24 protein-coding genes (1 of these 24 only partly in view) are annotated in these 23,738 nt (G+C 71.0%); 15 read left to right on the forward strand and 9 right to left on the reverse strand.

The features are described from left to right. Positions 1–94: 94 nt before the first annotated feature. Entirely contained in the window at positions 95–1,096 is a 1,002-nt protein-coding gene (locus ACSHV8_RS49360) for a glycosyltransferase family 4 protein (RefSeq protein ID WP_436527410.1), read from the reverse strand. 82 nt (positions 1,097–1,178) lie between these two features. Between ACSHV8_RS49360 and ACSHV8_RS49365 the strand changes: the two genes are divergently transcribed. Next, entirely contained in the window at positions 1,179–2,885 is a 1,707-nt protein-coding gene (locus tag ACSHV8_RS49365) for a glycoside hydrolase family 13 protein (RefSeq protein WP_436527411.1), read from the forward strand. Positions 2,886–3,847: 962 nt separating this feature from the next. Here the strand turns inward: ACSHV8_RS49365 and ACSHV8_RS49370 are convergent. Together ACSHV8_RS49370 and ACSHV8_RS49375 are read right to left on the reverse strand one after the other, a co-directional pair. Continuing rightward, entirely contained in the window at positions 3,848–3,994 is a 147-nt protein-coding gene (locus ACSHV8_RS49370; protein ID WP_436527412.1) for a hypothetical protein, read from the reverse strand. Positions 3,995–4,055: 61 nt separating this feature from the next. Further along, the gene (locus tag ACSHV8_RS49375) at positions 4,056–5,639 is read right to left on the reverse strand and encodes a CocE/NonD family hydrolase (protein WP_436527413.1); all 1,584 of its coding nucleotides are present in this window, start codon (positions 5,637–5,639) and stop codon (positions 4,056–4,058) included. Between the two features lie 55 nt (positions 5,640–5,694). Between ACSHV8_RS49375 and ACSHV8_RS49380 the strand changes: the two genes are divergently transcribed. Beyond that, positions 5,695–6,318 (forward strand): TetR/AcrR family transcriptional regulator, encoded by a 624-nt coding sequence (locus ACSHV8_RS49380; RefSeq protein ID WP_436527414.1) that lies wholly within the window; start codon positions 5,695–5,697, stop codon positions 6,316–6,318. A 116-nt stretch (positions 6,319–6,434) separates the two neighbouring features. Continuing rightward, positions 6,435–8,495, forward strand: coding sequence for a peptidoglycan recognition protein family protein (locus ACSHV8_RS49385; protein WP_436527415.1), 2,061 nt, complete (start codon positions 6,435–6,437; stop codon positions 8,493–8,495). Here ACSHV8_RS49385 and ACSHV8_RS49390 read toward each other — a convergent pair. Further along, positions 8,488–9,678 carry an FAD-dependent monooxygenase gene (locus ACSHV8_RS49390; protein ID WP_436527416.1) on the reverse strand — a complete coding sequence of 397 codons (1,191 nt, stop codon included), beginning with the start codon at positions 9,676–9,678 and terminating at the stop codon, positions 8,488–8,490. The genes ACSHV8_RS49385 and ACSHV8_RS49390 overlap by 8 nt on opposite strands. A gap of 104 nt (positions 9,679–9,782) precedes the next feature. Here ACSHV8_RS49390 and ACSHV8_RS49395 point away from each other — a divergent pair, with 104 nt between their 5' ends. The 5 genes from ACSHV8_RS49395 (at position 9,783) to ACSHV8_RS49415 (ending at position 13,639) form a co-directional block, all read left to right on the forward strand. Then, positions 9,783–10,682, forward strand: a complete 900-nt coding sequence (locus ACSHV8_RS49395) for a TetR/AcrR family transcriptional regulator C-terminal domain-containing protein (RefSeq protein ID WP_436527417.1) — start codon at positions 9,783–9,785, stop codon at positions 10,680–10,682. Positions 10,683–10,711: 29 nt separating this feature from the next. Next, positions 10,712–11,281: a hypothetical protein gene (locus tag ACSHV8_RS49400; protein WP_436527418.1), complete on the forward strand. Its 570-nt coding sequence runs from the start codon at positions 10,712–10,714 to the stop codon at positions 11,279–11,281. 63 nt (positions 11,282–11,344) lie between these two features. Next, positions 11,345–11,977, forward strand: a complete 633-nt coding sequence (locus ACSHV8_RS49405; protein ID WP_436527419.1) for a bifunctional 4-hydroxy-2-oxoglutarate aldolase/2-dehydro-3-deoxy-phosphogluconate aldolase — start codon at positions 11,345–11,347, stop codon at positions 11,975–11,977. Positions 11,978–12,108: 131 nt separating this feature from the next. Continuing rightward, positions 12,109–13,005, forward strand: coding sequence for a sugar kinase (locus ACSHV8_RS49410; protein WP_436527420.1), 897 nt, complete (start codon positions 12,109–12,111; stop codon positions 13,003–13,005). A 217-nt stretch (positions 13,006–13,222) separates the two neighbouring features. After that, the gene (locus ACSHV8_RS49415; RefSeq protein ID WP_436527421.1) at positions 13,223–13,639 is read left to right on the forward strand and encodes a PRC-barrel domain-containing protein; all 417 of its coding nucleotides are present in this window, start codon (positions 13,223–13,225) and stop codon (positions 13,637–13,639) included. Between the two features lie 53 nt (positions 13,640–13,692). Here ACSHV8_RS49415 and ACSHV8_RS49420 read toward each other — a convergent pair whose 3' ends face one another. Beyond that, on the reverse strand, positions 13,693–14,388 hold the full coding sequence (locus ACSHV8_RS49420) for a MerR family transcriptional regulator (RefSeq protein ID WP_436527422.1): 696 nt from the start codon (positions 14,386–14,388) through the stop codon (positions 13,693–13,695). Positions 14,389–14,449: 61 nt separating this feature from the next. On the opposite strand from ACSHV8_RS49420, the gene ACSHV8_RS49425 reads away from it, so the two are divergent. Genes ACSHV8_RS49425 through ACSHV8_RS49440 form a run of 4 tightly spaced genes read left to right on the forward strand, consistent with a single transcriptional unit; the run spans position 14,450 to position 17,098 of the window. Further along, positions 14,450–14,920: a DUF6194 family protein gene (locus ACSHV8_RS49425; protein ID WP_436527423.1), complete on the forward strand. Its 471-nt coding sequence runs from the start codon at positions 14,450–14,452 to the stop codon at positions 14,918–14,920. 39 nt (positions 14,921–14,959) lie between these two features. Continuing rightward, positions 14,960–15,544 carry an isochorismatase family protein gene (locus tag ACSHV8_RS49430; RefSeq protein ID WP_436527424.1) on the forward strand — a complete coding sequence of 195 codons (585 nt, stop codon included), beginning with the start codon at positions 14,960–14,962 and terminating at the stop codon, positions 15,542–15,544. Between the two features lie 7 nt (positions 15,545–15,551). Beyond that, positions 15,552–16,436: a GlxA family transcriptional regulator gene (locus ACSHV8_RS49435; RefSeq protein ID WP_436527425.1), complete on the forward strand. Its 885-nt coding sequence runs from the start codon at positions 15,552–15,554 to the stop codon at positions 16,434–16,436. After that, positions 16,433–17,098 carry an HAD family hydrolase gene (locus ACSHV8_RS49440; protein ID WP_436527426.1) on the forward strand — a complete coding sequence of 222 codons (666 nt, stop codon included), beginning with the start codon at positions 16,433–16,435 and terminating at the stop codon, positions 17,096–17,098. The genes ACSHV8_RS49435 and ACSHV8_RS49440 overlap by 4 nt, the downstream gene beginning before the upstream one ends. Here ACSHV8_RS49440 and ACSHV8_RS49445 read toward each other — a convergent pair. From ACSHV8_RS49445 to ACSHV8_RS49460, 4 genes are read right to left on the reverse strand one after another with little or no spacing between them, the layout of a single operon-like run. Further along, positions 17,089–17,892 (reverse strand): pectate lyase, encoded by an 804-nt coding sequence (locus tag ACSHV8_RS49445; protein WP_436527427.1) that lies wholly within the window; start codon positions 17,890–17,892, stop codon positions 17,089–17,091. The two genes, ACSHV8_RS49440 and ACSHV8_RS49445, sit on opposite strands and share 10 nt — an antisense overlap. A gap of 36 nt (positions 17,893–17,928) precedes the next feature. Next, entirely contained in the window at positions 17,929–18,942 is a 1,014-nt protein-coding gene (locus ACSHV8_RS49450) for an XdhC family protein (protein ID WP_436527428.1), read from the reverse strand. Then, the gene (locus ACSHV8_RS49455) at positions 18,935–19,498 is read right to left on the reverse strand and encodes a nucleotidyltransferase family protein (protein WP_436527429.1); all 564 of its coding nucleotides are present in this window, start codon (positions 19,496–19,498) and stop codon (positions 18,935–18,937) included. The genes ACSHV8_RS49450 and ACSHV8_RS49455 overlap by 8 nt, the downstream gene beginning before the upstream one ends. Positions 19,499–19,545: 47 nt before the next feature. After that, on the reverse strand, positions 19,546–20,898 hold the full coding sequence (locus tag ACSHV8_RS49460) for a hypothetical protein (protein WP_436527430.1): 1,353 nt from the start codon (positions 20,896–20,898) through the stop codon (positions 19,546–19,548). Positions 20,899–21,039: 141 nt separating this feature from the next. Here ACSHV8_RS49460 and ACSHV8_RS49465 point away from each other — a divergent pair, with 141 nt between their 5' ends. The 3 genes in view from ACSHV8_RS49465 to ACSHV8_RS49475 are tightly spaced (at most 5 nt apart) and all read left to right on the forward strand, a layout consistent with a single transcriptional unit that may run on beyond the window. Next, a complete protein-coding gene (locus tag ACSHV8_RS49465; RefSeq protein ID WP_436527431.1) occupies positions 21,040–21,963 on the forward strand; it encodes a hypothetical protein in 924 nt (307 codons plus the stop codon). Beyond that, positions 21,960–22,400 (forward strand): ABA4-like family protein, encoded by a 441-nt coding sequence (locus ACSHV8_RS49470; RefSeq protein ID WP_436527432.1) that lies wholly within the window; start codon positions 21,960–21,962, stop codon positions 22,398–22,400. Before ACSHV8_RS49465 ends, ACSHV8_RS49470 begins: the two co-directional genes overlap by 4 nt. A 5-nt stretch (positions 22,401–22,405) precedes the next feature. Continuing rightward, positions 22,406–23,738, forward strand: the 5' portion of a protein-coding gene (locus tag ACSHV8_RS49475; RefSeq protein ID WP_436527433.1) for a sensor histidine kinase. 32 nt of this gene lie beyond the right edge of the window; the window shows 1,333 of its 1,365 coding nt (coding positions 1–1,333); the start codon lies at positions 22,406–22,408; its stop codon lies off the right edge, out of view.

Here is a 23,738-nt window from a genome sequence, read left to right on the forward strand (position 1 = left end):
GACGGGCACCGCGCGTGAACGGCGTAAAGGCGTTCCGGGAATTACCCCCGTTTAACGCGCAATTCACATTGGGACCGTAACAAGATCAAGCTATTCAACTGACGATTTTTCGGTAAATCGCCAGGTACTCCTCGACCATCCGATCCGCCGAGAACCGTTCCCGCGCGCGGGCCGAGCAGACTCCGCGATCCAGCCGCGCGACCTCGTCGATCGCGGCCACCGCCTCGTCCACCCCATCGACCAGGCGCCCGGTGACGCCCTCGTCCACCACTTCCGGCATCGAGCCTTTCCGGTACGCGACCACCGGCGTCCCGCAGATCATCGACTCGACCACGGAGAGCCCGAACGGCTCGGCGAACCGGATCGGATGCAGCAGCACGGCGCCCGAGCCGAGGATCGTCCCGCGCTCGTCCGGCCCCACCGACCCCAGGTAGACCACACGATCCCCGTCGATCTGCGGTTCGATCCGCTCCTCGAAGAACGCCCGGTCCTGCACGATTCCGCAGATGACCAGCCGCCGACCGGCCCGCCGGGCGATCTCGATGGCCAGATCGGTCCCCTTGTCCGGGTGGATCCGGCCGAAAAGGATCAGATCGTCCCCGCCGTCCGCGCGGAACGGCAGCCCGCTGACGTCCACGCCATGGTGCACGGTGGCCACGTAGTCCAGTTCGGGCGAACGGTCGCTGTCGGAGATGGACACGAAGAGCGACTTCGCCCTCCCGTACGCGGGCAGGATGTTCTGTCCGGAAAAGCCGTGAATGGTGGTCAGCATCGGTGCCGCACAGTGCGCCGAGAACGCCAGCGGCAGCCAGTCCAGGTGGTTGTGGACCAGGTCGAACTCACCGGACCGGGCCAGTGCGTGACTGACGTGGATCGCCTCCCAGACCCGGCCGTCGATGTCGTCGTGGTCCTCGTAACCGGCCCGGACCACGCCGTCCAGGGTGGCCTTGGTGACCGAGTCGAGAGTGGCGAACAGCGTGACGTCGACACCGCGCTCGGTCAGACCCTCGGCCAGCAGGCTGGTGATCAGTTCCCAGGGTCCGTAGTGCAGCGGGGGAGTTCGCCAGGCGATCGGCCCCAGCAATGCCACCTTCATGACAAAACCGATTTTCCGGTAATAAACACGTGGATAGTATGCCTGCCCGTTCCTGGACGCGTTCTCGTGTTAGAGAAGAGCAATGACGGAAACGTGGTGGAAGAAGGCGGTCGTCTACCAGATCTACCCACGGAGCTTCGCCGACTCCGACGGCGACGGCATGGGCGATCTGCGGGGGATCATCGATCACTTGGACCACCTCGCCGAACTGGGCGTGGACGTGCTCTGGCTGTCCCCGATCTACCCTTCCCCGCAGGACGACAACGGCTACGACATCAGCGACTACCAGAACATCGAGCCGCTCTTCGGTAGCCTGGAGATCTTCGACGAGTTGCTGACCGGCGTGCACCAGCGCGGCATGAAACTGATCATGGACCTGGTGGTGAACCACAGCTCCGACGAGCACGAGTGGTTCCTGGAAAGCCGTGCGGCCAAGGATAGCCCCAAACGGGACTGGTACTGGTGGCGCGCGGCCCGCGACGGCATGGCCCCCGGCACGCCCGGCGCCGAACCGACCAACTGGGGCTCGGTCTTCGGCGGCCCGGCCTGGGAATTCGACGAGAAGACCGGCGAGTACTACCTGCATCTGTTCTCGCGCAAACAGCCCGACCTCAACTGGGAGAACCCGGAGGTGCGGCAGGCCGTCTACACGATGATGCGCTGGTGGCTGGACCGGGGCGTGGACGGCTTCCGGATGGACGTCATCAACATGATCTCCAAGGTCGTGCCCCTGCCCGACGGGCGGCTCTCGGCCGGATCCGCGTACGCGGACGGCTCGGCCGGCTTCGTCGGCGGCCCCCGCCTGCACGAATACCTCCAGGAGATGTACCGCGAGGTCTTCGAGGGCCGTGAAGGTCTGCTGACCGTCGGCGAAATGCCCGGCGTCACCGTCGACGAGGCGAAACTGCACACCGACCCGGACCGGCACGAGATCGACATGGTCTTCCAGTTCGACCACGTCTGGGCCGACCGCGGGCCGGACCCCTGGCTGCTGCAGAAACTCCAGCTCACCAACCTCAAAGCGATCCTCGGCCGCTGGCAGGCCGGACTCGCCGAAGTCGGCTGGAACAGCCTCTACTGGAACAACCACGACCAGCCGCGGATCGTCTCCCGCTACGGCGACGACTCGCCGGAACACCGGGTCGCCTCGGCCAAGATGCTCGGCACCGTGCTCCACCTGCACCGCGGCACGCCCTACGTCTACCAGGGCGAAGAACTCGGCATGACCAACTACCCGTTCGGCGGCATCGCCGACTTCCGCGACATCGAAGCGCTCGGGCAGTACAAACAAGCCCTCGAACTCGAAGGACGCACACCGGAAGAAGTGCTGACCGTGCTGCGCGCCCGGGGGCGGGACAACGCGCGCACCCCCATGCAGTGGGACACCACGGCCCAGGCCGGCTTCAGCACCGGCACACCGTGGCTGGCCGTCAACCCGAACTACCCGCAGATCAACGCGGCCGACCAGCGCCAGGACCCGGACTCGGTCTTCCACTACTACCGGCAACTGATCGCCCTGCGGCACCGCGAACCGGTGATCGCCGAAGGCGACTTCACCATGCTCCTGCCCAACGACGAGCGGCTGTACGCCTTCACCCGGCGCCTCGGCGACACCGAACTCCTCGTGATCGGCAACTTCACCGGCGAGAGCGTCCAAGCCGAGATCGAGGACGCGGCGAGCTGGTCGGGCGCGGAACTGCTGCTCACCAACCTGCCGGGAGCGTCGTCGAGCGCGCTGACACTTGCCCCGTGGCAGGCCGTGATCTACAAGCGGAGTTATCCACACTGACGGGTTGTCCACAGGGCGTCCCCGCGCCCCGCGGTTTCCCCGCCACAATTACGGCTGAGGCGGTGGCCCCCCCGGGGCTTCGTTTCAAGCGATCGTCGCAACACCTGATTGTTCTTGGGGTGTTCGTGTGGTGGATCGTGTGGGTGGTCAGGGAACCGGGCCAGTGGGGGCGGGCCGGCGGCAGGCATTCTTGGATCTTGTGGCTGCGGGTACGGGTACTAACGAGGCGTGTCGTCTGGTCGGCGTGAACCGTAAGACCGGTTATGAGTGGCGTCATCCGGGATTCAAGCGGGCCAAACAGGACCGGGCCCGGGAACGTCAGCGTGTGCGGCGTGAGCGGGAACAGGCAGCGGAGCAGGCGCGGGCCGCTGCCCGCAGCTGGCCCTGACGGTTGTCTCGCGGCTCGGGAAGCAGCCCTCAGCGCCAGCCGGCGGCCCGTAGCTCGGGAAGCGGCCCCAGCCGGCCAGCGGGCGGCGCGCAGCTGGCGCTGGCGGTTGTCTTCCGGCTCGGGAAGCAGCCACCAGCGCCAGCTGGCGGCCCGCAGCTGGCGCTGACGGTTGCCTCCCGGCCCCGGGATCAGCCCTCAGCGCCAGCTGGCGCTGCTCAGCTGGTGCTGGTGGTTGTCTCGTGGTCTGGGAAGCGGCCGTCATTGCCAGCTGGCGGTGCGCGGCTGGTGCTGAGGGCTGTTGTGGAGCGGCGTCGGCGGACGTGGATGCCGGCTGGTGCTCAGGGTCGCTGGGCGCGTGAAAAGCGACCGCCAGCGCCAGCCGATCGTGCCTGGCTGGTGCTGGCGGTCGCTGTCGGGGCCGGGGCCGGGGTCGCGCGGGGCCATGGGGCCGGGGCCGGGGCCGGGGCCTGGCGGTCCGACATCCGGTGGTCCGGCGGTCTGGCGGTCCGACGTCCGGTGGTCCGACGTCCGGTGGTCCGACGTCCGGTGGTCCGGCTGTCCGGCGGTCCGGGGGTTAGGCGGTGAGGGTGGGCCAGGAGTAGGCGAGCAGCGCGAACGCCGCCCCGAGCAGCGCCAGGCTGAACCCGCGGCTGGGGATCGGCAGCGCGGCCAGGACCAGCAGGATCACCGCGATGAGATAGAAGACGCCCTGAGTGGACATTGGTGCTCCTCGAAGCCGTGGGGATGGGGGCGGCGACGCATTACCCCACGGCTTCGAGGTGCTAAACCACGGTCAGTTCCAAAGTCGAGCTGTGCTGGACCGTCGTCTCGCCGGCGACCATCCTGGTTGCGGTGGCCGCGGGCTCGCCGGTGCCGTAGTTGCGCATCCAGCGCGGGTAGGATCCGCCGGCCACCAGCAGCCGGATCCGGTGCCCGGTGCGGAACCGGTGGGCGGTGGGGCCGAGTTCCACCGCGGTCGGCCCGTCCGGTGTGATCCGGGCCAGGCCGTCGCAGATGTTGATCGACTTTCCGGACGGGTCGACGTCGCACAGGCGGGCGAACAGGTCGCCGTCGGCCGCGCTGGTGGTGGCGTCGAACGTCGCGCGCACCGGGCCCATCACCTCCACCGCCCCCGTGAGCGGTGGTGACGTGAAGACCAGCACGTCGTCGCGACGTTCCAACTCGGCCATGTCGCGGGTGCCCTGGGTGGGTGACTGCAGGGCGCCGCCGATGGACGGGGTCGGGTCTTCGGGGTCGTACCGGAAGCGGCTCGAACCTGGACCCGGGGAAAGCGTGAGGGCCGCCGGGCCGAGGTGGAAGCGATGCGGGCGGACGCCCGGCGGTGGCCAGTCGGGCAGCTCGCGCCATTCGTCGGCGCCGCCGACGTGGACGAGGACGGGTAGTTCGGGGGAGCCGCCGCGCAGCCGCCGCAGCGCCTGGGTCATGTATCGCTCCCAGTCCCGCTCATACCCGTTGGTGTGGGTCCACGGGCCGATCATCAGGTCGGTTTCCAGGCCGGCGGCGCGACGTCGCTGATACAGCTCGATGGTCTGTTCGGGGGCGAGGTCGTGCCAGCCGGTGGAGAGGCTGACCGGGATCGGCAGGGTGGCGCCGAAATCGGTCTTGTCGGCGCCCGCCCAGTACGGGTCGTCGGCCGACGGGCTGCTGATCACGCTCTCCAGGTCGGGCCGGCGCCGGCCGCCGAACAGCGACGGGTAGGCGTCGATGAGCGGCACGCGCCGTAGTGTCCCGCGCAGGTGCATCTGCATCCGGGCCATGGCGCCGAGGCTGGCCCGGAACGTCCGGGACTGGGCGAAGATGAGGCCGCCGACCAGGGAGCGTTCCAGGGCGAGTTGCCCGCCGGTCCAGTAGAACCGGTGCGGGTCGGCGACCGCGATCTGGATGACCGCGGCCCGCCACTCCGGGGGTGGCCGCTCGGCCAGGGCGAGCTGGGAGTAGGCCATGTAGCTGCCGCCGACGGTGTACAGGTCGCCGGTGAAGAACTCCTGTTTGCGGAGCCATTCGACGCTTGCCTGGCCGTCCGGCCCGTCGTTGTGCCAGAAGACGAACTCGCCGGTGGACCCGCTCAGGCCGCGGCTGCTCTGCATCAGCACGTGGTAGCCCTGCTCGGCGAAGAGGACGCCGAACAGCCAGTTCCACGGAAAACCGCCGCGAATGTACGGCGCGCGGATCAGCACGGTCGGGCACGGCTCGGTGGTGACGGGGGCGTAGTGGTCGGTGAGCAGCGTGGTGCCGTCGGCTCCGGGCACCGGCACGGCCGGTTCCCAGCGGACGTCGTACCGTGCGGCGGGGCCTTTCCGGGTCCTTCGCCGCAGCATCCGGAGAGACCAGGGCAGCTCTTTCATCGATCAAACCCCTTTCCCGTACGTTGTACCAAAAATATTAGCAGGAGGAACGTCGATGCCGCGAGGGCGACCACCGGCCTATACGCGTGACCAGGTCCTGGCCGCGGCGGTCACCGTGGCCGACGCCGAGGGACTCGAAGCGGTGACCATGCGCCGGATCGCCACCGAGATCGGCGCCGGAGCGATGTCGCTCTACACGTACGTGCCGGACCGCGAGCACCTGATCGATCTGATGGTCGACCGGGTCGCCGGCGAGCCGGTCCCGCCCGCGGTCACCGGCGACTGGCGGGCCGACCTGCTGGCCCTGACCGCCGTGCAGCGGGAGCTGATGCTGGCCCACCCGTGGCTGCCGTACGTGCTGGCCGGTCGCCGGCTGACCGGGCGCAACCTGCTCAGCTTCCTGGAGCACGGGTTGCGCGCGCTGGCCCCGGCCGGCCTGTCCGGGATCACCAAGATGACCCTGCTCGGCCTGGTCACCGGTTTTGTCGCCTCGTACGTGACGAGCGAACTGGCCGGGGCCTCGGACGACGTGGCCGCCGAACTGGGCCTGGCCGTGGCCAGCGGCGACTTCCCGGAACTGGCCGGAGCGTTCGCCGAGGGCGGCGGATCACCACCGGACTTCCGGACCATTGCCGACTGGATGATCACCGGTCTGGTCGAACAGGCCCGGCGCGGGTAAGTGGAGCTTTTTTCACAGAAAACCCCACAAGCCACTCAAGTCCCCGGCAAGGTGTCAGATGGTCGCCGGTTCAATCCCGAATTGACCCCTTCCTCCGGTGGCCGGGGAGTCTTCGCATGCGCCGGAACAACCGCCTCGTCACCGCCGCGATCGCCGCCACCCCGGTGATCGCCCTGGCCGTCGCGGCCGGGCTGAACCGGTCACCGGAGGCCGGCCCGGTGCTCCAGACCTTCCCGTTCAGCGCCACCGGCGCCGGGCTGCGACTGGTCGCGGAGACCGGCGCCGACGAGGTCGCGGCCGTGGTCCCGGAGCGCGACACCAAGCGGTTCAGCCTGGTCGGCGTCACCTGGGACGACCCGCGGGCGGTGGCCGGCGGGACGATCCAGGTACGGACCCGGCCGGTCGGCGCCCGGAGCTGGGCGCCCTGGCAGACGCTGGAGACCGACGCGCCCGACGAGTCCGGCGGTGCCGACGGCGGCCCGACCCGGGGCGCGAGCGACCCGCTCTGGGCCGGCCCGTCCGACGGCGTGCAGGCCCGGGTGGTCACCGGGGACGACGTACGGCCGCTGCCGGCCGGGATGCGGGTCGACCTGATCAACCCGGACGTGGTCGGCACCCCGCGCCCCGACCTGGTCCCGGCCGCGCTGGAACGGCCGCGACGGGTCAATGGTGTGGAGATACCGGCCCGCCCGGTGCCCCGGCTGATGACCCGGGCCGCGTGGGGCGCCGACGAGAGCATGGTCAAGGAGCCGCCCACCTACACCGGGCCGGTCCAGGTCTTCTTCGTGCATCACACCGCGACCGGCAACGACTACAGCTGCCAGTCCTCGACCGGCGTGGTCCGCGGCATCGAGGCGTACCAGGTGAAGAGCAAGGGCTGGAACGACATCGGCTACAACTTCCTGGTCGACAAGTGCGGCACGATCTTCGAGGGGCGCCGGGGCGGCGTGGACCGCAACGTGCTCGGCGCGCACACGCTCGGCTTCAACACCAACGCCAGCGCGGTCGCGGTGATCGGCGACTTCCGGTCCACCCCGATCTCGGCGGCCGCGCGGCTGTCGGTGGCGCAGCTGGCGGCCTACAAGCTGGGCGGGGCCGGGAACGCGCCGTACAGCCGGGTGGCGCTGACCTCGGGCGGTGGCCCGAAGTTCGCGGTCGGCCGCCGGGTGCTGCTGAACCGGATCTCCGGGCACCGCGACGCCGGGCTCACCGAATGCCCCGGGACGGCGCTGTACCGCCAGCTCACCGCGATCCGGCAGATCGCCGGCGGGGCGCCGGCCGGCCTGCGGGTGACCGGGCTGACCGGCGCGCAGGCGTGGGGAAGCACCTACTGGGCGCAGGGCGGGATCGTCCCGCTCTGGCGTCTGGCCACGTCCAGCCGGATGATCGACCGATTCGACGTGTACGTGGACGGCGAGCTCACCGCGTCCCGGGCCGGCGCGATGCGCAGCGCCGGGCTGCGGCTCGGCGCCGGCCTGCACCGGATCGAGGTCCGGGCGCGGCACCTGTCGGGCCGGACCGCCACCGCGTACGCGAAGGTGGTGGTGGATTCCGAGGAGCCGGTGTTCGCCTCGCCGCCCCAGGCCTACCTGACCGAGGGCACGGTCGGGACCACCGCGCCGATCCGGCTCGACTGGTCCGCGACCGACCCCTCCGGGATCCGCTCGGCCCAGGTCGGCGGGGCCGGAGCCGCGCTGCTGGGCGGGACGGTCAGCAGCCTGACCGGGTCGGCGCCGGTCGGGACCGAGAGCACCTGGACGGTCGCCGTGACCGATCACGCCGGCAACCGGCGTACGGCCTCGGTCAGCCGTACGCCGGAGGTGTTGCCGGAGAGCGAGGCGACGCGGACCGGGAGTTGGCGGGCGGTCGCGGACGGAAATCATCTCGGCGGCGCGGCGGTCGCCGCCGCGACGGCCGGATCGGCGCTGACCTGGACCGTGACCGGCCGCTCGGTCGGCCTGATCGCGGCCCGGTCGTCCACCTCGGGCCGGGTCAAGGTCTCGGTCGACGGCGAGTCGATGGGGTACGTCGATCTCCGCGCGTCCTCGCCCCAGTACCGCCGCCTGGTGTTCAGCAAGTCCTGGCCGGACTCGGCCACCCGCACGGTCAGGGTCGAACCGGAGGGCACGAGCGGCCGGCCGACGGTGATAGTCGACGGTCTGGCCAGCCTCAGGTGAGGGAGGCCACGCCGTAGTCCTTCAGCGTGATCGCGTCGGCCTTGGCGAACTGCTTGGCCATGATGTCCCGCAGCGGCCAGCGGGTCATCATGGCCATCGACCGGCCCCGGGTGCGGATCAGCAGCCGGCTGTTCGGGGCCATCCCGGCCGCCCCGCCCGGCGGCAGCTTCAGGCCTTCGGCGACGTAATCGGCCATCACGTTCTGGTACGCGGCGAACGCCCGCTCCGGGTCGGCGCCGCCGGCCAGCTCGCCGGCCAGCACGTACGCCCCGACCAGGCTCATGCTGGTGCCCAGCCCGGCCAGCGGCGACCCGCAGTAACCGGCGTCGCCGACCAGCGCGACCCGGCCGCGCCACCAGCGCTTCACGTGCACCTGGTTGAGCGAGTCGAAGAAGAAGTCCGGCGCGTCCGGCATCTGCGCCAGCAGCTCCGGGACCTTCCAGCCGGCGCCGGCCAGCCGCTCGGCGATCACCCGTTTCTCCTCGTCGCGGGTCAGGCGCTCGTACCGGGCCTGCGGCTCGCGGAAACCGAGGTGGGCCTTGGCGGTGCCGCCGCGCTCCGGGCGCAGGCCGGCGACGATGCCCGGCTCGTTGTACATCTGGTACCAGTTGTCCAGGTCGCCGGGATCGGTCACCGTGAAGTAGGCCGCGTAGAGGCCCAGGTAGCGGACATAGTCCGAGTCCGGGCCGAAGGCCAGCGAGCGAACCCCGGAGTGCACGCCGTCGGCGCCGATCACCAGGTCGTAGCGCTCCTTCAGACCGCTCGCGAAGGTGACGTCGACGCCGTGCGGGTCCTGGGACAGCTCGGCGATCCGGTCGCCGTACCGGTAGTCGGTGAAGCCCGTCGTCACGTCCCGCAGCACCTCGGCCAGGTCACCCCGGGAGATCTCGATCTCGGCGATGATGCCCTCGCCGCCGAACGCCTCGGCCGGCATCCGGCCCATGACCCGGTTCCGGCCGTCGACCAGGGCCCAGCCGCGCTCGTCGACCTGCCGGGCCCGGATCGCCTCGCGGATCCCCATCCACTCGACGACCTGCCGGGCCACGCCGCGGATGTCGACCGCGTGCCCGCCCGGACGCGGCGCCCGGGACTTCTCCACCACGGTCACCTCGGCGCCGATCCGGTGCAGCCAGAACGCGCTGGCCGGCCCGGCGATGCTGCTCCCGGAAATCAGTACCCGCATCTCCCCGCTCCTCTGCGTACTCTGTATATCGATGTACTAGGGACGGTAGGCGCGCCGCTCTGACCAGGGCAAAGTGCACTAGTACGGGAGAGTGGGTGTACTAGGTGGCCGAGACGGCGTACACGCGGATCGTGGCCGAGCTCAAGCGCCGGATCGAGGCCGGTGAGCTGCGGCCGGGCCAGCGGGTCCCGTCCGCGCGGGCGATCACGCGGGAGTGGGGTGTCGCCATCGCGACCGCGACCAAGGCGCACGCCGTACTACGCGACGAGGGGCTGACCGTGGCCCGCCCGGGCGTCGGCACCGTGGTGGCCGGTCCGGCCGTGCGCCACGACACCGACCTGGGCCTGGAACGGATCGTGACGGCCGCGATGGGGATCGCCGACCGGCACGGCATGGCCGAGCTGTCGATGCGCCGGATCGCCACCGACCTCGGCGTCGCCACCATGTCGCTCTACCGGCACGTGCCCAGCCGGGAGGATCTGGAGGTGGCGATGATCGACGCGGCGCTGGGCGAGCTGCGGGTGCCGCCGCGGTACTCGGGCGACTGGCGGGCCGACCTGGAACAGTGCGGCCGGGTCATGTGGGAGCTGTTCCAGCGGCACCCGTGGCTGGGCGCGACGATGTCGCTGACCCGGCCGCAGCTGTCGCTGAACGGGATGCGGCTGGGCGAGTGGATCATGGGGTCGCTGACCCGGACCGGACTGGGCGCGGGCGACCGGATGCTCGTGCAGGTGCTGCTGTTCAGCTTCGTGCGCGGCATCGCCGAGGCCATCCAGCCGGAGGCCGAGGCGATGCGCGACACCGGGCTGACCGGCGACGAGTGGATGGAGACCCAGGAGGCGGTGTTCCATCGGTTCGTGGCCGAGCACCCGTCGCCGACGTACGAGGAGCTCTTCCTCCGTACGCCCGACTTCGAATTTGATCTTGAAGTGCTCTTCGAGTTCGGACTGGCGCGATTCCTCGACGGCATCGGCGTCTGGATCGACGGACGGGGGTGTGGTTGACAGACCGCACGGCGCGGGCTCGATACGGTATGCGGGTGTCTCAGATCCCGTGGTGGGGGCTGCCCCTGGTCGCCGCCGTGTTCGCCCTGGCCGGCGCCGCTGCGGTCCGTTACGTGGCCGCTCGTGACAACCTTCTGCTGAGCCGTCGGCGACGCACCCGCCGGTGGTACGAGGAACGCAAGGAGGCGTACGTCACTCTGCTGGCCGGCTTCGAGCGCGCCACCGTGCGGCTGCGGGCGACCTTCGAGGCCGGGGAGAAGCCGCCGACGCTGCTCGCCTACGTCGACGAGATCGGCCCGGCGCTGATGCCGGTGCGGCTGCTCGCCTCCGGACCGGTCCGCAGCGCCGCCCTGGCCGTGCACCTCCAGCTCGAACGGCTGCACGGCCAGATGAACCCGGCCGCCGTCAGCGGCGTCCGGCCGGAGACCCACTTCCGTGAGCTGCTGGCCCAGGTTCCGCTGGTCATGCAGCAGTTCGAGGCGGCCGTCCGGGAAGAGCTGGGCATCGAGGAGAAGCCGCCGGCGGCACTCGCGCACACCTCGAACGGCAAGATCCGGCGGAAGGACCCGATCAGCCGCCCGGACGTCGAGCATCGGTGATCGAGCAGCGGGAATGCGCTTTCCTCTGGTCTTGGGGGCAATCCATCGGGCAGGATCGAAGGCGTGACCGACACGCTTGATCCCGTCTCCGCCGCCATCGTCGACAGCGGCATCGTCGCCATCCTCCGAGCCCCGTCCGCCGGCGGGTTCGCCGCGGTCGCCGACGTGCTCGTCGACGCCGGCATCACCGCCATCGAGGTCACACTGACCTCGGCCGGCGCGCTCGAAGCGATCTCCGGGCTGCGCCGGCAACTCCCGCCCGGCGCGGTCATCGGCGCCGGCACCGTCCTCACCCCGGACGACGCCCGGGCGGCGATCGACGCCGGGGCATCCTTCCTGGTCTCGCCGGTGCTGGACACCCTGGGCGGGGCGAGCGTGCCCGGCTATCCGGGGGCGTACACGCCGACCGAGGTCTACGCCGCCCATCGGGCGGGGGCGCCGCTGGTCAAGCTGTTCCCGGCGGGGGGATTGAAGCCGGCCTACCTCAAGGATCTCCGCGGTCCGCTGCCGCAGGTGCGGATCATGCCGACCGGGGGGATCAACCTGGACGACATCGCCGACTGGCTGGGAGCGGGGGCGGCGGCGGTCGGACTCGGTGGGCCGCTCGTCGGGGACGCCGCGACCGGGGGCAGCCTGGCCGCGCTGGCGACCCGCGCTCGCCGGGCGGTCGACGCTGTCGCTTTCGCCCGCTCATGACGTCCATGACGCCGCCGTCAGCCGGCTCGGCTGCTTCCTCGCCTACTCCCGGGGCTGCTTCCGGCCCGGGCGACATTTCCGATTTGTCGGAGAGGGCGGCTTCCGGGGGGCTGTTCACGCTCGGTGAGGCCATGGGCGTCTTCGTGGCCGACGGGATCGGCCCGATCGAGCACGCCCGCGGATTCACGCTGGCCATGGGCGGCGCCGAGAGCAACGTCGCGGTCGGCGTCGCTCGCCTCGGCGGCTCCGCCGCCTGGCTCGGCCGGCTCGGTCCCGATTCCGCCGGGTCGCTGATCAAAGGGCGTTTGAGAGCTTCCGGCGTACGGGTGGTAGCCGTCCCCGACGAGGCCCCCACCGGCCTGATGATCCGCTACCGCCGGTCGGCCCAGTTCATCCACGCCGACTACCACCGCGCGGGCAGCGCCGGCTCCCGTCTCACCCCGGCCGATCTGCCCCGCGCGGACGTGGAAGCGGCCGGCGTACTCCACGTCACCGGCATCACCCCGGCCCTGAGCGACACCGCTCGCGCCACGGTGTTCGCCGCCGTCGAGACCGCCCGGGCGGCCGGCGTCCCGGTCTCCCTGGACGTCAACTACCGCGGCAAACTCTGGTCCCGTTTCGATGCCGCCCCGGTGCTGCGTGACCTCGCCGCCCTGGCCGACATCGTCTTCGCCGGTCCCGAGGAGGCCGCCCTGTTCGTCGACCCGGCCGCCCCGCTGGAAGCCCTGGCCAAGCTGGGCCCGGCCGAGGTCGTCCTGAAGGACGGTCCCCGAGGCTGTACCGCCCTGATCGACGGCGTCCCCTACTCGGTGCCGGCGCTCCCGGTGACGGCGATCGACCCGGTCGGCGCCGGCGACGCCTTCGTGGCCGGCTACCTGGCCGACCGCCTCCTCGGCGCCCCACCGGCCGACCGCCTCCGGACCGCGATCGCCGCCGGCGCTTTCGCGGTCACGGTCCCCGGCGACTGCGACGGCGCCCCCACCCGATCCGACCTCGCCGCCCTCACCGGCGCCGACATCAACCGCTGACCCCACCCCGCTGCTCAGAACCGCCGAGCCCGGTCCGCCCGGGCCGGCGGCAGCGGCGGGGGTTGCGGTCGGCCGGCTGGTGCTGAGGGTTGGGTTCGGGGCTTCCGGACAGCACTGAGCGCCAGCCGGGACGCGGTTTGTGCCAGGTGTGATTGGTGGGGCGAGGAACGGGTAGGCAAAGAGGAGCGGCAATTTCATCGATTTCGAGGAGGCCGTGATGCAACCTACGCCGTTCACTCCGTGGTCCTGGCGTGATCCGTCCAGTCTGTCCGGCGGATACGAGCCGGTCGACGCCGACGTGGTCGACGAGGCCGGGCGAATCGGCGTGGATCTGGTCGGTTTCAAGGTCGAGGCCACCGATGGTCACATCGGCTCGATCGACCAGGCCAGTTACGACGTCGGAAGCTCCTATCTGGTGGTGGACACCGGGCCGTGGATCTTCGGCCGCAAGGTGCTGCTGCCGGCCGGCACGGTGCAGAACGTCGACCACAGCGAGCGCAAGGTCTACGTGGACCGGACGAAGGACCAGATCAAGTCGTCTCCGGAGTACGACAAGGAGACGTTCGAGACTGCTTCGTACCGCGAGCAGGTCGGCGACTACTACACCGGCAGCTACCGGGATTACCCGCGCTGATCCGCGGATGATGCCCGCCGCCCCCGCCCGGACCCCCACGGGCGGGGGCGGCTCTATGTCGTGAGGAAGTCGGACAGGCGCGCGGCCGCGGTCAGCATGGCCTGCCCGCGGCCGGTCAGCCGGGTCCGCCATGCGGCCAGGGACGCGGCCAGCGATTCCGCGCTCCCGGCGGTGCGCACCTGGCCCAGCACCGTCGCGATGTGGGCCAGCCCGTAGCCTCCGCGCCGGAGCAGGTGGGCCAGGTCGGCGTCTCGGACGTCGTCGGGGGAGTAGAGGCGCTGCTGACTGGCCCGGTCCCGGGCCGGCACCAGGATGCCCGCCTCTTCCCATTTGCGCAGCGTGGCCGGGGTGACTCCGAGCCGGTGGGCGAGCGCGCCGACCGGCAGCGGTCGTTCGGTGCCGCGGGCCGGGCGGGTGAGCAGCCCGGCGGTGGATTCGACGGCGGCCAGGGTTTCCCGGTCCCGGATGAGTGCGGCGTGACCGGCGTCGATGGTGGCGAACGCGACGTCGAGCTCACCGTCGAGGACGGCCCGCATGATCGTGCCGGCCGGGCCGTGACCGTACGCGGACACCAGCGAGAGGAACGCGGTGACCGCGACCATGTGCCGTTCGCCGTAGGTGCGGTAGCCGCTCGCGGTGCGCTGCGCCGGCGGGATGACCCCGTCGCTCTCGTAGTTGCGGATCGCCTGCGCGGACAGGCCGTGCCGGCGGGCCAGGTCCACCGGGCGATAGCTTTGAGGCTTCGGCACGTCCGTCCAGGCCTTTCTCGGCTGAACCTTCACCGGGTCAGTCAACGATACGGTGGAGGTCATGACTGATCGCCACGCCGACGCGCTCGAAGATCTCTCCGCGTCGATCCGCCGCCTCCCGGACGTCTTCGAGCTGATCGCCGGCCCGGGCACCGGCGCGCCCGAGCTGAGCTGGGGCGATCGCTTCTACTTCGTCGGCGACGAGCGGATGCGCCCGTTCGCCACGATCGTCGTCCGCAACGTGCCCGGTTTCGACGAGCGCTCCGGCCTGGACCGGCCGGGCGTGTTCCGGCTCAACGTCGAGCTCGGGCGCGCGACCTTCAAGGACCTTTTCGGGTACGGCCCGGAGGAGTTCACCGCCCACGAGTCCGGTATCGACTTCGCCACGCCCGATCGATGGTTCCCGCATCCGGTCTACGCGGTCCAGGGTTGGGGGTCGATCGTCGTCCCGGGCCCGGGCACCGCCGACGATCTGATCGCCCGCGCCCACGCCCGTTCGCTGACCAGATCGTTCCGGCCGCGGTCCGGATGATGCCTGTCCCGGCCCGCCCGGCGGGGGTGGAATGGAAACATGACTGAAGCCCTGATCGTCATCGACATGCAGGAATCGTTCCGGGCCCGCCCGCTCTGGTCGACCCTGAACAACCCCGACGTGATCGCGAACGTGCAGCGCCTGGTCGACCACGCCCGCACCACCGGCACGCAGGTCATCTGGGTGCTGCACTCGGAGCCGGGCAGCGGTGGCACGTTCGACCCGGCCAACGGTTTCGTCCGCCTGGTCGACGAGCTGGTCCCGGCCGACGGCGAGCCCACCCTGATCAAGTTCGTGCACAACGCGTTCACCACCACCGACCTGCAGTTCCGTCTCACCTCGGCCGGAGTCCGCAAGATCACCGTGTGTGGTCTGCGGACCGAGCAGTGCGTGGAGACCACCGCCCGGGTCGCGTCCGACCTGGGCTACGAGGTCACCTACGTCACCGACGCCACGGCGACGTTCCCGATCCCGCATCGGGACGCCCCGGAGGACCGGACCGTCGAGGAGTTGCTGGCCGACCCGCGTACGCTCGCGGCGGCGGACATCGTGACCCGTACCGAGTTCGCGCTGGCCGGCCGTTTCGCGACGATCAGAACCACCGCCGAGGTCGAGAAGGGGTGACCGGATCGTGAGTCAGGTGGTCTTCGTGCTCACGCCGCAGGTCCACCTGCTCGACCTGGCCGGTCCGGCCCAGGTCTTCTCCACCGCCCCCGGCTACACGCAGCGTTACGTGGGGGAGAGTCCGAGCATCCCGACCTGGCAGGGCGTGATCCTGCAGGCCGACCTGGAGTGGCCCGCGCTGAGCCCGGACGATCTGGTGGTCGTTCCGGGCTGGCGCGACGGTTACGGCTATTTCGGCGCCGAGACCCTGCGGCGGATCCGCCGGCACCACGACGAGGGCGGCACGGTCGCCAGTGTCTGCGCCGGCGCCGACGCGCTGGGCCGGGCCGGACTGCTCGACGGCCGGCGATGCACCACCCACCACGATCTTCAAGACCTTCTCGCGCGTACGTATCCCCGCGCCGGTGTCGTCCGCGACGTGCTCTACGTGTCGGACGAGCGGGTCGTCACCTCGGCCGGCATCGCCAGCGGTATCGACCTGGCCCTGCACCTGGTCGCGCTCCGGCACGGCCCCGCGGTGGCGGCCCAGGTGGCCCGGGAGATGGTCGTCTACGCCCGCCGCAACGGCGACGAGATGCAGGCCAGTGCGATGCTGCGGTACCGCGCGCACCTGTCCGACGTGGTGCACCGCGTGCAGGACCGGATCGACGCGTCGTTCGCCGAGCCGCTGCTGCTGGCCGAACTGGCCACCGCCGCGGGCGTCAGCGAACGCACTCTGACCAGGCTTTTCACCGCCGCGACGGGGCGCACGCCGCTGCGTTACCAGCAGACGCTGCGGGTCGAGCGCGCGGAATATCTCATCGGCCACGGCACGACGATCGAGGCGGCCGCCCGCGCGGTAGGTTTCGGCGACGCGCGCATGCTGCGCCGGCTGAGAGCGAGGGTGACGTGACACTGACCGGGGTGCTCTTCGATCTGGACGGCACGCTCGGCGATCACGACACGTCGGTCGCCACGGCGTTGACGGCCTGGCTGCCGACCGTCGGGATGGTGGCCGACGACGCCACGATCGCCCGCTGGCACGAGGTCGCGGAGACGCATCTGGCCGCCTGGCGCCGCCGCGAGGTCGACTATCCGGAGCAGCGCCGCCGCCGATTGCGGGACCTCGGATTCGCGTACGGAAATCCGGCTCTCGATCAGATTTTCGCCGGTTATCTCGTCGAGTACGAGAAGGCCTATCACGCCTATGACGACGTGACCGAGGCGCTGGCGGAAATCGCTGAGCGGGATCTGAAGGTCGCCGTTCTCACGAATGGTTCGGCGCAACAGCAGCAGGGAAAACTCGCCCGGATGGGCCTGGCCGATCTGGGGCCTGTGTGGACCCCGGATGATCTGGGGATGGCCAAGCCCGATCCGGGCGCGTTCCGCGGGGCAGTTGCCCGCTGGGGACTGAGGCCCGGGGAGGTCCTCAGTCTTGGGGACAGGCATGATCTGGACGTGCTGGCCGCTCGCGCGGCCGGGCTGCGGGCGGTTCACCTGGACCGGCCGGGGATCGGGCCGATGGACGAACCGCACCGCATCCGCTCGCTGCGCGAACTGACCGACTACTTGTAGGTCACATTGGCGGCAGTGAATTTGCAGTTGACGCCGTCGCCACCGGTCGCGCCGGTGAACGTCTTCAACTTGGTCGGCTCGGCGCCGGTGTTGTTGCCCTTGAACGTGATGCAGACGGCCAGCTTCTTCTTGGTGTCGTTCACGATCGTGATGTTGGACAGCGTCGCCGTGTCGCCGTAGTTCGAGTTGATGCCGACCAGCGACAGACCCGGGTAGGTGGCGGTGACGTTGTCGATCACGACCTTGCGCTTGTACTGCGTCTTGCAGTTACCGCACGACCGGTAGAGCTTGCCGAAGTCGTCGACCTGGAAGTTCTTGATGGTCAGCGTGCCGCCGCCGTTGTGCTGGAACACCTTGTCGTCGGCGCCCTTGGCCCCGCCGCCGCTGACCGTGTAGACCGCCGACGTGCCGCCCTTGAAGGTGGCCGCGTCCTCGCCGACGTTCTCCCACCACACGTTGGTCAGCGTGCAGGAGCCCTTGCAGTGCACGCCGTCGGCGGCCGGGTCGCCCAGGATCACGTTCTTCAGCGTGGCGCCGTCGGCCAGCTCGAACAGCGGGTCCTGGTCCTCGTCCTGCGAGTCGGTGCCGAGCGCGCCACTGCCGACGAACCGCTTCAACCCGCCGTCGAACGTGCCGGAGACCGCCTTGGTGGCGGTGAGCTTGGTCGTGCCGGTGGCGGTCGGCCAGGTCGCCGCCGAGGCGCCCTGCGTGTAGACGACCGCGCCGAGGCCGAGCCCGACCGCGGTGATCGCCACGAGGCCGGCGCGCCAGCGCTTCCGCAGATTCTTGAACACAGGGAATCCTTCGGGGGTGGGGGAACTGTCACCACCTCAGTGATCGAACGCCCCGGAAAGGTTGCTCGCCGTCGAAGAATTTTTGTGGACCGGCCCGTCGGACGCCGACAGCCGCACGCCCGAGCCGCCGTGACGCAGCGCGACGATCTCGGCCGCGATGCTCACCGCCGTCTCCTCGGGGCTGCGCGCGCCCAGGTCCAGGCCGATCGGCGAGCACAGCCGGCCCAGCTCGGGCTCGGACAGGCCGGCCTCGCGGAGCCGGTCGAGCCGTTCGCCGTGGGTGCGCCGGGAACCCATCGCGCCGACGTAACCGACGTCCAGCCGGAGCGCGAGTTCGAGCGTGGGCACGTCGAACTTCGGGTCGTGGGTGAGCACGCAGAGGACCGTGCGCCGGTCGATCCGGCCAGCCTCGGCCTCGGCGGCCAGGTAGCGGTGCGGCCAGTCGACGACCACCTCGTGCGCGCCCGGGAAGCGGCGGGCGGTGGCGAAGACCGGACGGGCGTCACAGACCGTGACCCGGTAGCCGAGGAACGCGCCGATCCGGGCGACGGCGGCGGCGTGGTCGGTGGCGCCGAAGACCAGCATGCGCGGGGGTGGGAGGAAGGCGATGACCGTCTGGCTTGTCCGTACGTCCACATCGTCTTTTGAAAGGGAATATCCGTTTTCTCCGACGATCAGCGTGACCGGCCGCTCAGCCGACACCGCTTCCACCAGATCCGGCAGATCCGGAAATGTCGACCGGTCGACGCGCCCGATCGTCAGGTCGATCGTGCCGCCGCAGGGCAGGCCCACGCCCAGCGCCAGATCGTCGGCCACCCCGAAACTGGCCGTCCGCGCGACGCCGCTCTCCGCGACCTCCAGGCACAGGTCGTAGACCGCGGCCTCGACACACCCGCCGGACACGCTGCCCACCACCACACCGTCCGGACCGACGGCCATCGCCGAACCGGCCGCCCGCGGCGCGCTGGACCATGTCCGGGTCACGATCGCGAGCCCGGCCGGCGTGCCCGCCGACCACCAGCGCAGCAGGTCGTCGAGCACGTCACGCATCGAGGTCCTCCGGGCGGTCCACATCCCGGTCGTCGGCCACGTCACCGACGTCGACCACCAGTACCTCGTGAGCGCGCAGGTAATCCCGCGCGCCGCGATCACCGGTCGCGCTCGCGGCGACCCCGGCCCAATGCTCACGGCCGAGCAGCACCGGATGCCCGCGCCGCCCCTGATAACCGCCCATGACCAGCGCTTCCGGGGCCGCGTGGGCGGCCACCCGCCGCACCGCCTCGGCCGTCACGCCGGGCATGTCGACGAGCAGCACCACCACCGCGTCCAGCGCCGCGTCCGCGGAAAGTTCCGACAGGCCGGCGCGCAGCGACGAGCCCATGCCGGTCGCCCAATCCGGGTTGATCACGGTCGTGGGCAGGCTCGCCGCCGCGAGCACGTCCTCGGCGCGAGCGCCGAGAACCACCAGGGTCCGCCCACATCCGGCATTCCCGAGGGTCTCGGCCGCGTGTTCCACCAAGAGCCGATTACGGTACGGAACGAGCGCCTTCGCCATCCCGAACCGGCGTCCCGCCCCGGCCGCGAGCACCAGACCGGCCGTGATCATCCCCCGACATTAGCCAGGTCGTGTTACCGGCGTGGTGCCCTCGTCTGTTACAGGAAACCTCGCACGGCAGCCAGCGGCAACGCCGTACGCGGGAAATAGGCCGTGCGCCAGAGCCCGCCGTGCGCCGCGGCAACGGTCTCGTCCCGCCACGCCGCGGGGTCGGCCGCCCGCGGTTTGCGGATCTGATGAATCATCAGCACGGCCATCAACCGGCTCGCCGTGGCCGGGTCGAAAACCTCGACGTCGAACAGATGCGCCCCGGCGTAGGCGGCCTTGAGCAGCCGATTCTGCAGCACCGACCGGGTCCGCGTCGGCGGCGCCACCGCGAAGCTCACCACCCCGTCGCGCCGCGCGAGCGTCGCCCGCCACCGGTGGATCCGCTTGGCCAGCGCGTAGTTCGGCCCCTGCTGCGGCACCAGACTGTCGTTGATCCCGGGCACGGCCGGCAGCGGATAGTTCGCCCGCAGCACCCCACTCGCCAGCTTCGCCCGCAGGCCACGCGTCGCGAACCGCTCCCGCGACTGCCGCACCGCCTCCTCCGGCACCGCGTAGACGTCGGTCGGCGTGGCCAGCACCGCGAGCGCCGTGTCCGGCCGCTGCTGCCGCAGATGCACGGCGAGCGCGTCGACGGCCGCGGCCAGCCTCGGATAGGCGCCACCGGGCGCGTACCCGTAGTTGCCGAGCACCAACTGCCCCTCGAATCCGAGCAACCAGCTCGCCACCTGCGGGAACTCGGCGCCCAGATCGGCGCCGGGCGTCCCGTCGGCGTTCACCGGGGCGATCAGCCGACCGGCCGACGCCCTCGCGACCCCGGCGATCCGCTCCCACAGGTCGGGCCGGGGCAGATCCACCGCCAGCACGGTCGCGCCCCAGCTCAGCAGCCACTTCAGCGGGCCCATCTCGGCGCCCGCCCCGAGCATCGCAAACGTCAGGTCACCCAGATCCAGCCAGTCCGGATTCGCGGCGACCTCGCGCACCGCCTCCGCGCACGACTCCTCGATCACCCCGGCCGCCACCCAGGCGTCCAGCCTCGGCACCAGGTCCAGCTCGCGGTCCGGTTTCTCAGAACCAAGAACCTCGATCTTCCCGTACGGGCGGTCCGGCTCACCCGGCAGCGCCTGGGCCAGCGTGAACTCGCCGTCGGGGCGCACGTACCGCATCCGCGCGTGCAGCGACAGCAGCCCGGCCTCGGCGATCTCGTAACCGGCCGTGCCGTCCGCGCTCAGCCCGGCCTCGACCAGCGCACGGAAATGGCGCAGGTAGCCGCGCCGCCAATCGGTCTCACGCTCGGCCGCCGCGGCGGCCGCCGGGTCGACCGGGCGCAGCGCGTCGGCGACCACCGCGCGGCCCAGCGCCGCACTGCTGCGACGCCCTTCGGAGTCGGTGGGGAAATCGGTCACGCCAGGGGTGTGGGGGTGCACCGCGCCAGTATCCCTAGGGGCCGCTACTCCTACCGCGGTAGGAGACCCCTCCGGCTCATCGGCGGCAGGTGCGGCCGGTGGGCGGGCGATTCGAACGCCCGGACATACGAGTCTGTCGACATGACAGTCCTCGAAGTCCTGAACCCGCCCCGCCGGCACCGACCGTTGAGGCTGCTGACCTGGGCGTCCGTCGCTCTCGTGGCCATCACCGCGGTCGGCCTGCTCGCCGACTCCCGCATCCTGACCGGGGTGCCGATCTGGCTCAAACCGTTCAAGTTCTCCGTCTCGTTCGTCGTCTACACCTGGGCCCTGTCCTGGATGCTCTCCGTCCTGCCCAAGCGCAGCCGGGTCGCCGAATGGGCCGGGACGATCATCGTCGGCATGCTGATCTCCGAGATGGTGGTCATCGTGACCCAGGTGATCCGGGGCACCACCAGCCACTACAACGAGTCGACGCCGCTGAACGCGACCCTCTGGTCGATCATGGGGGCATCGATCATGGTGCTGTTCCTGGCCCAACTGGCGATCGGCGTCGTCGCGCTGATCCAGCGGATCCCGGACCGGCCCACCGCGTACGCGATCCGCCTCGGCCTTTTTCTCTCCCTGCTGGGCATGGCCGTCGCGTTCCCGATGACCAGCAAGCAGACCGGCATCGACGGGGTGGCCGGGGCGCACAGCGTCGGCGTGCCCGACGGCGGACCCGGAATGCCGCTCACCGGGTGGAGCACGGTCGGCGGCGACCTGCGGATCGGGCACTTCGTCGGACTGCACGCACTGCAGGCGCTGCCGCTGCTCGCGTACGCGCTCGGCCGCTGGGCCGGCGACCGCCTGGACGAACTGACCCGGGCCCGGCTCGTGCTCGTGACCGGACTCGGCTACGGCGTACTCGTGCTGCTCCTGACCTGGCAGGCCCTGCGCGCCCAACCGCTGCTGGAACCGGACGCGACGACCTCGCTCGCGTTCGCCGGCCTGGCCGCGGCCACACTGGCCGGCCTCGGCCTGGTCTTGTCACGCCGCCGTCGGACCGCGATGGTGACGGCATGACCGGCGCCCTGTTCTCCCTCACCTTCCTGGTCGCCGCGCCGTTCTGGGCGCTGATGATCCTGCTCCCGGGCTGGTCCTGGACCCGCCGGATCGTCGCCTCGCCACTGATCGCGCTGCCCGTCGTGCTGATCTACGCACTGCTCGTCGTCCCGGCGTTCGGCGACGTCCTGCCGGCCGTCACCAACCCCACCCTGGGCGGCGTGCGCGAACTCCTCGGCACCGCGAACGGTGCGGCCGCCGGCTGGGCCCACATGATCGCCTTCGACCTGTTCGTCGGCCGCTGGATCTGGCTCGACGCCCGCGAACGCGGCCTGCGGCACGCCGTCGTCGCCCCGATCCTGCTCCTGACCATCCTGCTCGGGCCGCTCGGGCTCGCCGCCTACCTCGGAACGCGGGAAATCGTGACCCCCGTACCGGAAACGAAGGTCCTACGCTGAGCGCCATGGCCAGGTTCCTCGACGCGCGGGACACGCTCCCGCGCATGGTGCTGCTCGACGCCAGCGGAGTCGGGTACCTGCTCGTCATCAGCCACGGCGACCACCCACCGACCGCACTGCAATGGGCCCTCGCCGTGCCCGCCTTCCTCTCCGCGCTGCTGCTGCACCGCCGCCCGCCGATCAACCTGCTGGTGCAGACCGCGTTCTTCGCGGTCGCGATGGTCGTGCTCGACGACTCGACCATCAACCAGGTCGGCACCGCCTGGGCGATCGGCGAACTCGCCCTCTGGGCCCCCCGCGCCCGCTACCTGGTCGCCGGCGTCAGCCTGGTCACCGCCGTCTACGTCGTGTGCGACCTCCCGCAGCAGACCGACCAGATCCTCGAATCCGTCGTCGGCCTCGTGATCAATCTCGGACTGCCGATCCTGCTCGGCCTCGTCGTGCGCACCACCCGGGAACTCGGCGTCCAAGCCGAACGCCGCGCCCTCTCCGAACAACGGGCGGCCCGGTCCGACGAACGCAGCGCCATCGCCCGCGAACTGCACGACGTCGTCGCCCACCACGTCGCCTCCATGGTCCTGCGCGTCGGCGTCGCCCGGCACGTCATGCCCGAGGCCGACCCGCGCGTCACCGACGTCCTCGACGACGTCCACCGGACCGGGACGGCCGCACTGGCCGACCTGCGCCGACTGGTCGCGGTGCTGAGAGACCCCGATCGCGTACGCGGCGACGCCGCGCTCACCGCGATCGACCCGACCGCGCTGCCGGCCGCACTGGACGGGGCGGTCGAGACCGCCCGGCGCTCCGGGGTGATCGTCGAGGCCGAGATCGACCCGGCGATCGTGACCCTGGACGCGGTCCGGGGACTCGCACTGCTCCGACTCACGCAGGAGGGGCTGACCAACGTGGCCAAACACGCCGGACCGGAAGCGCGGGCCTCCCTGCGCGTCGCAATGGACGGGCCGGACCTGCACTGGTCGGTCACCGACGACGGAGGCCGGGGAACGCCCTCGGCACCGTCCGTTCCCGGCGGCGAGCACGGGCTCACCGGAATGCGAGAGCGAGTGGCAGTTCTCGGCGGGACGCTCAGCGTCGGGCCCTCCGGCGCGGGCTGGCGGGTGGCGACCATGCTGCCCGGAAGCCTTCCCGGCGCGTCGCCGGTGTTGCTCGCTTCTGCTTCAGCGCCCGTCCCGGCTCCTGCTTCCGCCCCGGCTCCTGCCTCTGCCCCGGCTCCTGCCTCTGCCCCGGCTCCTGCCTCTGCCCCGGCTCCTGCCTTTGCCCCGGCTCCTGCCTCTGCCCCGGCTCCTGCCTCTGCCCCGGCTCCTGCTTCCGCCCCGG

This window comes from Actinoplanes sp. HUAS TT8 (genome assembly GCF_051380535.1).
Classification (GTDB): Bacteria; Actinomycetota; Actinomycetes; order Mycobacteriales; family Micromonosporaceae; genus Actinoplanes.

Excerpts from the sequence above, each read along its gene's own strand:
- ACSHV8_RS49430 (WP_436527424.1), top strand. The coding sequence starts at position 14,960 with ATGACTGAAGCCCTGATCGTCATCGACATGCAGGAATCGTTCCGGGCC.
- ACSHV8_RS49380 (WP_436527414.1), top strand. The coding sequence starts at position 5,695 with ATGCCGCGAGGGCGACCACCGGCCTATACGCGTGACCAGGTCCTGGCC.
- ACSHV8_RS49415 (WP_436527421.1), top strand. The coding sequence starts at position 13,223 with ATGCAACCTACGCCGTTCACTCCGTGGTCCTGGCGTGATCCGTCCAGT.
- ACSHV8_RS49370 (WP_436527412.1), bottom strand. The coding sequence starts at position 3,994 with ATGTCCACTCAGGGCGTCTTCTATCTCATCGCGGTGATCCTGCTGGTC.
- ACSHV8_RS49365 (WP_436527411.1), top strand. The coding sequence starts at position 1,179 with ATGACGGAAACGTGGTGGAAGAAGGCGGTCGTCTACCAGATCTACCCA.
- ACSHV8_RS49450 (WP_436527428.1), bottom strand. The coding sequence starts at position 18,942 with ATGCGTGACGTGCTCGACGACCTGCTGCGCTGGTGGTCGGCGGGCACG.
- ACSHV8_RS49375 (WP_436527413.1), bottom strand. The coding sequence starts at position 5,639 with ATGAAAGAGCTGCCCTGGTCTCTCCGGATGCTGCGGCGAAGGACCCGG.
- ACSHV8_RS49400 (WP_436527418.1), top strand. The coding sequence starts at position 10,712 with ATGCGGGTGTCTCAGATCCCGTGGTGGGGGCTGCCCCTGGTCGCCGCC.
- ACSHV8_RS49390 (WP_436527416.1), bottom strand. The coding sequence starts at position 9,678 with ATGCGGGTACTGATTTCCGGGAGCAGCATCGCCGGGCCGGCCAGCGCG.
- ACSHV8_RS49470 (WP_436527432.1), top strand. The coding sequence starts at position 21,960 with ATGACCGGCGCCCTGTTCTCCCTCACCTTCCTGGTCGCCGCGCCGTTC.
- ACSHV8_RS49360 (WP_436527410.1), bottom strand. The coding sequence starts at position 1,096 with ATGAAGGTGGCATTGCTGGGGCCGATCGCCTGGCGAACTCCCCCGCTG.
- ACSHV8_RS49455 (WP_436527429.1), bottom strand. The coding sequence starts at position 19,498 with ATGATCACGGCCGGTCTGGTGCTCGCGGCCGGGGCGGGACGCCGGTTC.
- ACSHV8_RS49410 (WP_436527420.1), top strand. The coding sequence starts at position 12,109 with ATGGGCGTCTTCGTGGCCGACGGGATCGGCCCGATCGAGCACGCCCGC.
- ACSHV8_RS49425 (WP_436527423.1), top strand. The coding sequence starts at position 14,450 with ATGACTGATCGCCACGCCGACGCGCTCGAAGATCTCTCCGCGTCGATC.
- ACSHV8_RS49385 (WP_436527415.1), top strand. The coding sequence starts at position 6,435 with ATGCGCCGGAACAACCGCCTCGTCACCGCCGCGATCGCCGCCACCCCG.
- ACSHV8_RS49465 (WP_436527431.1), top strand. The coding sequence starts at position 21,040 with ATGACAGTCCTCGAAGTCCTGAACCCGCCCCGCCGGCACCGACCGTTG.